The organism is Streptomyces sp. NPDC051776, assembly GCF_040681345.1.
Lineage (GTDB): Bacteria > Actinomycetota > Actinomycetes > Streptomycetales > Streptomycetaceae > Streptomyces.
In genome coordinates, this window is record NZ_JBFAYQ010000087.1 from 1 (window position 1) to 11,142 (window position 11,142).

11 protein-coding genes are annotated in these 11,142 nt (G+C 69.0%); 4 read left to right on the forward strand and 7 right to left on the reverse strand.

Features of this window, described 5'->3' with window-relative positions; genetic code table 11:
- Positions 1–676: 676 nt before the first annotated feature.
- On the forward strand, positions 677–1,609 hold the full coding sequence (locus AB0M26_RS30325) for a hypothetical protein (RefSeq protein ID WP_365266016.1): 933 nt from the start codon (positions 677–679) through the stop codon (positions 1,607–1,609).
- Positions 1,610–1,850: 241 nt separating this feature from the next.
- Here AB0M26_RS30325 and AB0M26_RS30330 read toward each other — a convergent pair whose 3' ends face one another.
- From AB0M26_RS30330 to AB0M26_RS30340, 3 genes are all read right to left on the reverse strand, one after another.
- Positions 1,851–2,462 (reverse strand): carbonic anhydrase, encoded by a 612-nt coding sequence (locus tag AB0M26_RS30330; RefSeq protein ID WP_365266036.1) that lies wholly within the window; start codon positions 2,460–2,462, stop codon positions 1,851–1,853.
- Positions 2,463–2,601: 139 nt separating this feature from the next.
- Positions 2,602–3,363: a DUF1775 domain-containing protein gene (locus AB0M26_RS30335; protein WP_365266018.1), complete on the reverse strand. Its 762-nt coding sequence runs from the start codon at positions 3,361–3,363 to the stop codon at positions 2,602–2,604.
- Positions 3,364–3,784: 421 nt separating this feature from the next.
- Positions 3,785–4,174, reverse strand: a complete 390-nt coding sequence (locus AB0M26_RS30340) for a VOC family protein (RefSeq protein WP_365266020.1) — start codon at positions 4,172–4,174, stop codon at positions 3,785–3,787.
- Between the two features lie 331 nt (positions 4,175–4,505).
- Here AB0M26_RS30340 and AB0M26_RS30345 point away from each other — a divergent pair, with 331 nt between their 5' ends.
- Entirely contained in the window at positions 4,506–4,901 is a 396-nt protein-coding gene (locus AB0M26_RS30345) for a VOC family protein (protein ID WP_365266022.1), read from the forward strand.
- A 157-nt stretch (positions 4,902–5,058) separates the two neighbouring features.
- Positions 5,059–5,583, forward strand: a complete 525-nt coding sequence (locus AB0M26_RS30350; RefSeq protein ID WP_365266024.1) for a hypothetical protein — start codon at positions 5,059–5,061, stop codon at positions 5,581–5,583.
- A 116-nt stretch (positions 5,584–5,699) separates the two neighbouring features.
- On the opposite strand, the gene AB0M26_RS30355 is transcribed toward AB0M26_RS30350, so the two are convergent.
- Positions 5,700–5,882, reverse strand: coding sequence for a hypothetical protein (locus tag AB0M26_RS30355; RefSeq protein WP_365266026.1), 183 nt, complete (start codon positions 5,880–5,882; stop codon positions 5,700–5,702).
- Between the two features lie 132 nt (positions 5,883–6,014).
- A complete protein-coding gene (locus AB0M26_RS30360; RefSeq protein WP_365266028.1) occupies positions 6,015–7,214 on the reverse strand; it encodes an AAA family ATPase in 1,200 nt (399 codons plus the stop codon).
- 812 nt (positions 7,215–8,026) lie between these two features.
- Between AB0M26_RS30360 and AB0M26_RS30365 the strand changes: the two genes are divergently transcribed.
- A complete protein-coding gene (locus tag AB0M26_RS30365; RefSeq protein WP_365266030.1) occupies positions 8,027–8,617 on the forward strand; it encodes a transglycosylase family protein in 591 nt (196 codons plus the stop codon).
- A 402-nt stretch (positions 8,618–9,019) separates the two neighbouring features.
- Here AB0M26_RS30365 and AB0M26_RS30370 read toward each other — a convergent pair whose 3' ends face one another.
- The gene (locus tag AB0M26_RS30370; RefSeq protein WP_365266032.1) at positions 9,020–9,835 is read right to left on the reverse strand and encodes an alpha/beta hydrolase; all 816 of its coding nucleotides are present in this window, start codon (positions 9,833–9,835) and stop codon (positions 9,020–9,022) included.
- Positions 9,836–10,007: 172 nt separating this feature from the next.
- Positions 10,008–10,451 (reverse strand): hypothetical protein, encoded by a 444-nt coding sequence (locus AB0M26_RS30375; RefSeq protein ID WP_365266034.1) that lies wholly within the window; start codon positions 10,449–10,451, stop codon positions 10,008–10,010.
- Between the last annotated feature and the right edge of the window lie 691 nt (positions 10,452–11,142).

An 11,142-nucleotide genomic window follows, 5' to 3' on the forward strand; every position in this document is an offset into this window, starting at 1 on the left:
GATGACAGCGCCAGGACGTAGACCAGGACCACTCTGCTCATGGCGGCAGTGGTCAAATGCAGGCCCCGCGCCATCGGATCGAGAGTCACCGCGACTATCGTCGCATCGGCTGGAACCATGCCCGCGGCGAACCCCATGGCGACCAGAACGAAGCGCTTTCGGGGCGGCGAGGTACCGGTACCAGGTGAAACCAATGTGAAGCCCCTTGTGAACCCCGCGGCCGTCGCCGACGACTGAAATGCCGCCGACTTCCGACGGATCGGGCCCCGGCGTGAGGTCACCTTACGGCCGTGGCACCGGAGCATCCGCGAAGCCATTGACGTCGATGGGCCGTTGAGGGGACGGACGGAGCGTGCCGACTTGGAGCGTCAAGCCGAGGTGTTCCGATCGGAGCCCGTCCCCGCGGGCTGCGTTCTCCGCGGAAGGAGCGATACGGCCGCGGCCGCCAGGAACAGCGCCCTGGCTGCCACGTAGGGGCGGCGGCGGTGGCAGAAGTCGTACGAGCGCATCACCGTCCGGGTTGCATGTCCCGTGTCGGCGGTCTGTGGTGCAGACGCTTCATGGCACCGCGAAGCGTGGTGGTCGGGGTGCCCGTACAGTGACATTGGAGATGGTTAGTGCTGTTTCTTCCAGGAAAGGCGGGGCTATGAGTGCTGCGCTGGGCCCAGGCGTAGCCGTGCTGGGCGCCGGGCACCTGGGCTCGGCGATTGCCAATGCGCTGGTCCTGCGGGAAGTGGCCCGGCGCGTCGTGCTCTACGATCGCCGGCTCGCTCGCGCACAGGGGGAGGCTTGGGATATCGGGGACGCAGTGCCGCACCTCCAGGAGCAGGAAGTCGAGGAGACCGACGACCTGGGGGACCTGTCCGGAGTGGGCGTCGTCGTGGTGGCGGTGGGGCCGACGGTTGAGACGGGCCAGAACAGGCTCGAACTCTTCGATGTGAACGCTTCACTCATCGCGGACACCATGGCGGCCCTTGACGTAGTGGTGCCCGATGCCGTCGTCCTCATCGTCAGCAACCCGGTCGATCTGCTGACCCGCGTCGCGGTGGAGCACACACGTCGCCCGCCGGGGCTGGTTCTCGGCAGTGGAACGGTGAACGACACAGCGCGCCTGCGGTACGCGTTGGCACGCCGAATCGGCGTGGATCACGCGAACGTGCACGCCTACATCATCGGTGAACACGGGCAGAGCGCCTTCGCGGTCTGGTCCTCGGCGCTGGCCGGCGGTATCCACGTCGAAGACTTCCCCACCGGCCCGGGCACCGGCAGCTGGGAGGAGGTCAAACGGGAGCTGGAGTTGTTCACGCATTCCCGCGGAGCGGAGATCCACCGGAGAAAGGGCTACACGAACTTTGGGACAGCCACGGCGATCGCCTCGATCGTGCGGTCGGTGGTACGGGACGAGAAGCGCATCCTGCCCGTTTCCTGTCCGGCCGCGCCGGGGTATGGCCTTCCGCCAGGGGCGGTCTTGTCCCTGCCCTGCGTGGTGGGGGCCGCTGGAGCCGAACAGTGCCTCACGTTGCCCTTGAATGGCACGGAATCAGCGTTGTTGGCCTCCTCGCACACCGCTCTCCAGGAGGTCTACGAACGAGGAATGCAGCACTCCTGAGCCGAAAAGCACAGAGGACACGTACCAGTTCGTCAGCATCACATGGTGAGTCGACGAGTCTGAGCGCGGACGCGAGCTCGCCAAGGCCGAGGCCGAGACCGGCAGGACCCCTCGGTGAATGGATCGACGTCACCGAACGGATCCAGGCCGAGGCGACTGCCGCTCGCGCCCGCGGCGTCGTCCGGTGCCTTTCCCACTCAAGTACAGCGCCGGTACGGAAGCGCGCGACAGGGGCGACAGCTCACCACCGGACGAACTCCCCGCCGTCCCAGTCGACCCCGCCGCCGCACCAGCGAGTGCTGACGAAGCCCGTGTGCACCTCGTAGAACCAGCCGTGCACACGCAGCCGCCCGTCGGCCAGCCGAGCCTGGACGCACGGGTACGACCGCAGGCTCTCGAGCTGGATGAGCATGTGCTCGCGCTCCGCGAGAGACATCTGCGGCTCCGGTTCTCCCGGGCCGCCCGGCGGCGCGGGGAGACCCGGCTCGATGACCGGCCCGTCCTGTGGCGCCGGGGAGGATTCCACGCGCTCTCCGGCGGGCGGGCCGGACACGGCGCCGCACTCCGAGTGCACGCACACGACGACCTCGCAGACGCCGAGCACCTCGACCGCGTACTCGATGGTGACCGCGGCCTCCCCCCACGGCCAGTCGTCGCGGTAGGGCGGCACCACCCCACCTGCCGTACGCAGCTCGAACAACTCGCCCGGCCGGGCGCCGGTCATCAGCGCCGGGACGACACGGGAATCGGAACAGCAGACGAACAGCACCTCCGGGGACTGCCCGCCCGCCAGATGACTGAGATCCCCGCCGCGGCTGCTGAAACTCCTGGCCTGCTCGATCAGCGCTTGCACATCCGTCCCCATGCGTCGACATCATGTACTCGGCCGGCCGTCGGACACGCTCCGTACGACCGTGCGCAGCCACCGTGCACGACCGCACCTGAAGCGCACCTGAAGCGCTGCGAGGCTCGGCGCCGAGGGGCCCGCCACGTCAGCGGATGTCGCCGCCCCGTCGGCAATTCCACCACCACACGCCACCGGCCGCGACGACCAGGACGCCGGCCAGCACCACGTACAGGGCGGAGGGTGCGTCCTGCTCCAGCGTCGGCGCGGCCGTGTTCCCTTTCCCCTTGTCCTCGCCGGGGAGCGAGGCGGGGCCCGAGCCGTCGTCGCGGGGCGGCGCGGCGCTGGTCGGCGTGCCGGAGTCCGGGGAGCGTGGTTCCGCTCCCGGTGCGGCCGGCTTCAGCTTCAGGCTGGGCGCAACGGAGTTCCCCTCGCCGTGATCATGGCTGTGGCCGTGGCCGCCGCCGGGCTTCCCGAGCTCGATCCACCGGTCGACCCTGCCGTCGTCGTAGCGCTGCAGCGTCTTGAAGGACACGGAGTCCGCCTCGGGCAACTGCCGTACGGTGACGGTGTACCGGACGTCCTGGCCAAGGGTGAGGGCGGGACCGGAGACGACGTACCCGTGTGCCGTACGGGTCATCTTCCACCCCTTGGGTCCCTTGCCGAAGCCGACGTCCTCCGGGGCGATGCCGGAGGGCAGAAAAACCTCGATCTCGCTGATGCCGGCAGAAGTGGACTCGGCCTCGGCGACGAAGGTCAGGGACACGTTCTCCGCCAGCGCCTGAGGCCTGTCCGCGGACACCTCCACGTGGGCGGAGGCGGGCGCGGCCACGGCGAGGGTCGCCGAGAGTGCGGCAGCGGCCATGACGACGAGGCGGCGCGCCCAGCGTGCGCGAGTGGTGCGTGACACGGGAGCCCCCGGATCGATGGTGCGGTCGTTGCAGGCAGGTACGCCATCGGGCAGGCGGAACGCTCGACGACATGGCGCCCCATCATGAGCCATGGCCGCGACGCGGGCGAGGGGGCGAATACGTCGTGCCTGAATTGCGAGGTTTGCGGGGTGTCGGCCCGTTGCCGCGCAGCGCCTACTTCTTGACGACACAGCCCTCGAGGGACATCGCACGTCCTCCTCCCGAGCGACCGTACGGAGATGCAGCGCCGGTGACGATCTTGCCCATTGGGGCTCCCGGCCGGCCGGGAGCCGTCAAGTGCGCATCGCGGGGATCCGGCGGCCCGGGCGGCGGACCTCTGCGGGCGCGCCGGCGTGTCGATGCGCCCGTGCGCAGGTCCGGTGCGGTGTGCGGTCTCCGGTACGGGGTGCCGTCTTTCGATCAAGGGTGGTGGCCCGCGAGGACGCAGAACTCGTTCCCTTCGGGGTCGGCAAGACAGACCCAGCTCTCATCGCCGGTCTGGCCGACGTCGGCGTGTCGGGCCCCGAGGTCGAGCAGGCGACGGACCTCTTCGTCCTGCTCCCGGTCGGTCGGATTGACGTCGAGGTGGAGCCTGTTCTTGAAGGTCTTGCCCTCGGGCACGCGCGCGAATGTCAACGTCGGCGGCACCGGGCCAAGGCGGCCCTTTCCTTCAGGCACCACAGGAGAGCCAATCGTGACGATTCCTTCGTCTTCGTCTTGCACCTCGTAGTCAAGGACCGCGCACCAGAACCGGGCGAGAACCCAAGGATCGGCACAGTCGATCGCCAGCTCGGTGAACTTACTGGTCATGTCAGGACCTCCCGGTGAATTGGCGGTCCGTCACAGGCCACACGCTCATCGCAGTCTTCGCCGGACGAGGCCGGCAGCGTGATGGTGCGCCCGAACGGCGGGCCGCCGGCTGCAGCCGGTCCAGGATCACATGCCGAACGTCGAGGAATCATGGTGCCGTTCCCGGCCGCCGACCACCCCTTTCCCCCGGACGCCCGGCCTCCCCACGCCTCCCGCTCCCCTCCTCCGCCCCGCCGACGAGGCAGTCACTCCACGCCACTGATGCGGGACAACACGGCCAACTGCACACCGTTCGCGATTCGTACGCCCCCCGATGTGGGAGGCTCGCCGGATGCCGCATCTCGGACTGGTGACCATGGTCGTGCCGGACTACGACGAAGCCATGGCGTTCTACGTGGACGCGGTCGGCTTCCGGCTTCTGGAGGACACGCCACTCGGCGACGGCAAACGGTGGGTCGTCGTCGCACCGCAGGGGGCGCGGGAAACGGGCATCCTCCTGGCGGAGGCCGCGGGCGACGCAGAGCGGGCCCGGATCGGCGACCAGACCGGCGGCCGCGTCGGCTGGTTCCTGCACACCGACGACTTCGAGCGCGACGCCGAGCGGATGCGGAAGGCCGGGGTCGTCTTCAAGGAGGAGCCCCGGCACGAGCCGTACGGGACGGTGGCCGTCTTCCAGGATCCGTACGGGAACCTCTGGGACCTGATCCAGCCGAAGAAGGACGCCTGACAACCCCCTGAACCCGAGCGGCTGTTGGCCTCCGAACGCGCCCGACGGTCACAGCGGAGGGCCGGTCGCCGAGCTGAACCGCGCGGCTTCCCGGGGCGAGCAGGTCGACGGGCGCAGTCGATGGCGCGGCGCTCCGCCCTCGGGAGAAGCTTGCATCATGCAGATGACCGAGGAGTTCGCCGCGGCAGTCGTGGCTCTGGCGCCCGCAATCTTATTGATCGGCACCGTGGAGTACGTCGCGTTCGCGCGGCAGGGCTGGGAGCTGTCCCCTCGCCCCGTCCTCCAGCGGGCCGGAGCCGTCATGGCCGCGGGGGTATGGCTGATTGCCATGCCGGCGCTCCTCGCGTCGACCGCGCTGTCGCTGGGGTGGTTGGCAGCGGAGCACTCGGCCTCCTCCCCCGCCCCGGCCCGGCTCACCGCCGCCTTCGCCTTTCTGAGCACAACCCTGAGCCTGGCCTGGGTGATCGCGGTCCCCGCCGCTCGCGTGACCTACTTGCACACCCGCGTCTATGTGTCGCTCTGGAAGCGGATCAGGACTTCCTCCGGGTCGCCCTCGCCCGCCGCTGAGCCGACGTCCGCCCTCCGCTCCGGGCAACGGCGTCCGCTCGTCCGCGCCGGCTCCCACGCCCTCCTGCATCGTCGCGCCCGCCGCCTCCAGGCGCGCCGCGCGGAAAGCGCCTGAACCCGAGCGGAAGGCCCGAATCCGAGACACGGACGCGCCTCCCACCATCCACCACCATCGACGCAACCCGGTCTCCGCGGGGCCGCTGCCGGGCCGACGGTGCAAACCGGGCGCCGTCAGCCAAGGGGTTCCGGTGCCCCGGTGCCGCAGGTCTCGCGGAGGAGGCGGGTCCGTTCGGCCGCGGCCCGCTCTATGAAGAGACCGTCGACGTTCTCCGTGGGCCGGCGTCGCCGGCGGGTGAGCAGCACGGTCAACAGCCCGGCTCCGGCTCCCATGCCGGTCAGCAGATACAGCAACACAACCCCCAGTGACGGTGGTCGGCGACCGCGACCCCCTGGCCTCGTCCTCCATCGTCCCCCACGGTGCCCTGCCTGGGCACCTCTTGACCGTACACCGACGGAGCCGCTGCCCTGCCCCGCCAGCGCCGCCGCCTACCGCTTGGGCCAGTACCAGAGCGGTTCGTCGAGCGGGCTCTCGCGCCCCGCGACCTCCGTCTGGCCGAACTCCTTGATCAGCTCGACGCTCTGCAGATCCACCCGATGCCGACGGGCACCGGCCGCCAGGGCGTCGGCCAGCGGCCGGGCATGCGTGACCACGACCGTCTGGGTGTCCCGGCTCGCGGTGAGGATCAGATCGGCCAACGGGCCGAGAAGGTCTGGGTGCAGACTGGTCTCCGGCTCGTTGAGCACCATCAGGGCGGGCGGGCGCGGTGTGAGCAGCGCGGCGACCCACAGCAGGTAGCGCAGGGTTCCGTCGGAGAGTTCGGCGGCGCCCAGCGGCCGGAGCAGTCCGTGCTGGTGCAGTTCCAGTTCGAAACGGCCGTCGCCCGGAGCGATGACGATCCGGCTGCCGGGGAAGCCTGCCTCGACGGCCTCGTCCAGCGCCGCACTGTCGCCCGTCTCGCGGATCGTCTGCAGCGCGGCCGGAAGATCCGAGCCGTCGGCCGACAGGACGGGCGTACGGGTGCCGATGCGGGGCAGCCGTGCCGGGGCTTCGGCGTCGGTGCGCACATGGTCGTAGAACCGCCAGGAACGGATGCGCTCGCGCATGTTGAGCAGGTCGGGGGCCAGTTGGGGGTCGGCGAATTCGCTGAGCATCGAGTCGTACGGCCGCAGGTCGCCCGTACTGCGGTGCCATCCGCCCTCGGCCGTGCGAGTCCGGACGGTGGGGCCCGAGCGGTCGGAGAGCAGGGCGGCCGGGCGCAGGACCGGGCCGACCCAGGTGGCCTCGCGTTTGATCTCCGGGTCGAGGTTGAACAGTGAGGGCTTCCCCTCCTCCCCCGCGACGGGCCTGGGGTGGCCGAAGTCGACCGCGTACCCGAACTCGTCGCCGGAGAAGCCCAGGCGCAGACTCACGGGCCCGGAGCGTACGGTGCCCTGCACGGGGTAGCGGCCTTCGCGTACGGCGCGACCGATCCTCTCGGGTCCCGCCCACAGCGTCGAGGGCAGACCGCCTTCACGGGCCAGCGCGGCGACGGCGCCGCCGCGCGCGGAGTCGGCGAGAAGGCGAAGGGCGCGGTAGAGGCTGGACTTGCCGGTGCCGTTCGCGCCGGTCACCACGGTGAGCCGGCCGAGGGGGACGATCAGTCTGCGCAAGGACCGGTAGTTCTCGACCGCCAGGGTGGTGATCACAGCTCGGGTTCTTTCCTCCGGGGCGGGACGGCGGCCGTGGCACCCGGGGGCCCCTGCGGCGCTTGGGTGCATCCTTTCCGTGTCGTCGCCTTCTTCGCTCCGGGCGCGCCGGAGCAATGTCACGCAGGCAGACGCCGAAAGCGCAGAGGAGGTTGTCCCGGAGCGTGCGGGACGGCCGTACCCGCGCTGGACGGCGACGCTCGCGCGCGCAGCGGCGGCGCTCGGGCCGGACGGTCGTACTCGGGCAGGCGGCGGCGCTCACGCGGACCGCTGCTTTCGCCGGGGGTGGCGGCCCTCGATGCATCGGCCGTGCGCCGGAGCGCAGGGATCGTGCGCGGCGCATGCGAATCCTCCTCATACGCCCGGCGGGTCCCGCGGACGGGTGCGCGGCGCGGGCCCGTCGGAACATACGACCGACACTTCGCGGCCTCGCGGGAGTCCGCTCCCGGGGGTGTGCGCCCCGTACCCGCAACGGGTGTCTCCCATGCTGCCGGATCGTCGAACGACCCGGCGTCCATGAAGCAGTCGGCCCGGCTGCGGTCGCTCCTGCGCGCTCTGTGGATGCCGGTCGTGATCGTGCTTGTCTCGTGTTCGTGTTCCTGTTCGTCTTCGTGGGAATTCCGGATCAGCTTCCGGATTCCCGTGCAGGAACACGGAATTCGGCCCCGATTGCCCGGACGGGTGCCGGCCATCTGCACATCGATCGGCAGGAGCGAGCAGAGATGGAATTATCCCGAGCATCAACCCGAGCATCAAAGGGACCGAAGGCGCGCGGCGAATTCCGGAACAGTGGGCTTCGTCGTCGAACGGCAGTGATCGTACTGGCTACGATCGGCGCGCTGAGCGCCGGGGCCGCATGGCCCGCCCAGGCCGAGGACGGAACTGTCTGGGACCGGTTGGCCGTCTGTGAGAGCGGCGGCAACTGGCGTGCCGACACCGGTAACGGCTACTCGGGCGGGTTGCAGTTCTCGGACACCACCTGGCGCGCGTACGGCGGTGGAGCGTTCGCCTCACGGGCGTCGCAAGCGAGCAGGGCGCAGCAGATCAGCGTGGCGCAGCGCACGCTCGCCTCGCAGGGATGGGGCGCCTGGCCTGCGTGTTCGGCGTCCCTGGGACTGCGGTCGACGGCCCTGGACGCCGCCGCGTCGGCCCCGGACGGGACGGGATCCACTTCCGGGACGTCCTCCAGGGGCCGGCCGCGGCTGTCCCCGTCCGGTGAGCATGGCGACCGCGGGGGTAACCGGCGGAATTGGGGAAGGGGCCATGTGGTGAAGCCGGGCGAGACCCTCAGCGGGATCGCGTCCGTCCACGGTGTCGGCTGGATGCATGTCTTCCGGCTGAATCGCGGGGTCATCGGCGACGATCCGGATCTCATCTTTCCGGGCGTGCGTCTCGTTCTGTGACACTCCGCCGGGTGGGTGCCGCCGCAAGGCCCTGACCGTACGGTCGGATATGCGCGCCGGAGCGCAGCGTATTCGGTCCTGAACCGGGCCGCCCCTGTCATGGTTGCAGGGGCGGCCCTTGTCTTTCGGCGTTCGGGTTGCTTCGGCCGGCTTCAGTGCAGGTCGGTTCCGGTCGGCATTCGCCTCCCCACACCGCGGAATTGGGTTCACACTGCCGTACAGAACGAGGGAGTTGCCCGGGTCCGATGGGTAATGCAGGAGCCATTCGCCGTCTCGCCGTTGCTCCGGTTCGCGTTCCACCGGATGAGGTCGGCTCCCGGGTGCGCAACACCGTTGTCGAACATGGACATTCCGCTGTGCTCGGACGAGGGTGCGTGCTTGCGAGGCTGCTGCGATCTCACGTCACCTCTGGGTGGTACTCCTGGCAGCGTCCTGGATGACGCCGGCCACCTCGTGCGGGTGAGAGACGGCAACCGCGTGCGAAGAGCTCACTTCGGTGGTGTGGGCGTGGGCCCGGTCGGCCATGTAGCGCTGCGCCGCGGGCGGAATGGTCCGGTCGTTCTTGGCGACCAAGTACCAGGAGGGGATGGACCGCCATGCTGCGTTCTCGCTGTCGGCTTCCAGGCTGGAGGCGTCGACCGGGCGCTGTGCCGCGGCCATGGCGGACGCATCGCGGGCCGGGATGTCTGCAGCGAAGACGGACCTGAACTTGTCAGGATCCACATAGAGGTCGGTGGATTCACCGCCGTTTCCCAGAGGATAGGTGACCGGGTTCAGCGCGTCGGGCAGCTGGCTCCCGGGGAAACCGCTGAGGATCTTATTGGCGCTTTCGCCCTTCTCCGGGGCTATCGCGGCAGCATAGACGAGCGCCTTGACCTGTGAATTCGATGCCGCAGCGTTGGTAATGACCTCGCCTCCATAGGAGTGGCCCACCAGGACGATCGGGCCCTGAATATTCTTGAGGACACTCGCAACATAGGCGGAGTCGCTCGACAAGCCGCGCAGCGGGTTGGCCGGGGCGACGACCGGGTATCCGGAGGCTTGGAGTTCCTTCGTCACCTTGTCCCAGCTGGAACCGTCGGCGAATGCGCCGTGCACCAGGACGATGGTGGGCTTCTCCGTCCGTGACGCGGCTGAATTCGCTGAGGAGTGGGGGGCCGTTGCAACGGCCGCGGCCAGGGTGACCACCGGCAGGGCGAGAACGGTCTTCTTATTCATGCGAGTAGGTCCCGATTCTGTGAATTGATGGTGCCGAAGTGAGTCCCCGCCGTCGGGTCGAGTGAGATCACCTCACCCCCAACGGCAGGGGACCGAGCCACGTCGACTCAGTCGAGCCGGCACTTCCACCTCGAAGGCGAGGACGAGAGAGGGCTCGCTGAGGAAGGCGGAATCAGCAGGTCAGATGCTCGGGGCACCTGGTCACGCCGGCCACCACTTCAGCTTCTTCGGGCTTGCCGACGTCGCCGTAGCGGACCTCGATGCGTTGCGCGTCCGGGTCAGGGGAGAAGATGGCGCCCCTCCAGTTGCCTACGGTGCTCACCTGGACGTCGTCTCCTACCGAGAAGTTGCCGGCTCGGGAGGCAGAGTCGGGGTTCCACAGGAAGTAGACCCCGCCTGGCTCGACGGCCGGATCGTCCTGGACGCGCAGCATCCAGATCGTCGTCCCGCTCATGGTCGGCACCGGTGTCCAGATGAGGTTGTCCAGTTGCACCCCTGTGGTGGTGCTCTGCGCGGCCGGGGCCCCGCCCTCGGGCGAATCGGCTGAGGCAGCAGGCCCGGATATTCCGCTCAGCACGGCAGCGGCGGCCAGTACGGCCGTGACGTAGGCTTTCATCGTTTTCCTTGTCTTTAGTTCGTTTGCCGGTACGGGTGTCGCACACAGGCGTGTGGACACTGGCGGCACCAATGAATCTCGCACCATGCATGATGAGTTCGGTCGGGAAATGAGCCAGGTGCGATGTCGGTGACTCAAGGCGCACGTCATCGAGGCTTGAGCACACAAGACGCGCCACACGGCGGACCTACCGGCCCTAATGATGGCGCCGGCCACCTGGATTCACTGTCACGGAGAGGGTCATGGAGGCCACTGCATGAACGGTGTCCGCCTATCAGCCCTTCCGTTCCCATGGTCGTTGAAATCAGAAACCAGCGCGTTCCTGATCGCCAACAGAGTGGCACGCGCCCCCATGAGTCGCCAAACCGTCGTGATCTCATTTCGGCCAGTCGTCGAATGTTCAAACCGGCTTGTCGACGGCGAGGGCACAGCCCGCGGGTTTGGAAAGCCGCCTCTCAGCACCTCGAGATGTCGTCCGAGATTGCCATCGGTGAGCTCGAGCAGCTTCTTCAGGCATCCGAAGTCCGACCGCTGGGTTTCGTGGAGTACGGCGAGCATGCCGTGCCGGGTCCGCTGGTGCACGGCATCGTCCAGCCCCTAGGGGGCGTATCCAGTTGTGATCAATCTGCGGGATCCGCTCCCGCAGCGGGGCGGGTTCCTGTAGATCGTCATGCATGACGCAGGTGCAACT

Excerpts from the sequence above, each read along its gene's own strand:
- AB0M26_RS30340 (WP_365266020.1), bottom strand. The coding sequence starts at position 4,174 with ATGACCAGTAAGTTCACCGAGCTGGCGATCGACTGTGCCGATCCTTGG.
- AB0M26_RS30345 (WP_365266022.1), top strand. The coding sequence starts at position 4,506 with ATGCCGCATCTCGGACTGGTGACCATGGTCGTGCCGGACTACGACGAA.
- AB0M26_RS30350 (WP_365266024.1), top strand. The coding sequence starts at position 5,059 with ATGCAGATGACCGAGGAGTTCGCCGCGGCAGTCGTGGCTCTGGCGCCC.
- AB0M26_RS30370 (WP_365266032.1), bottom strand. The coding sequence starts at position 9,835 with ATGAATAAGAAGACCGTTCTCGCCCTGCCGGTGGTCACCCTGGCCGCG.
- AB0M26_RS30375 (WP_365266034.1), bottom strand. The coding sequence starts at position 10,451 with ATGAAAGCCTACGTCACGGCCGTACTGGCCGCCGCTGCCGTGCTGAGC.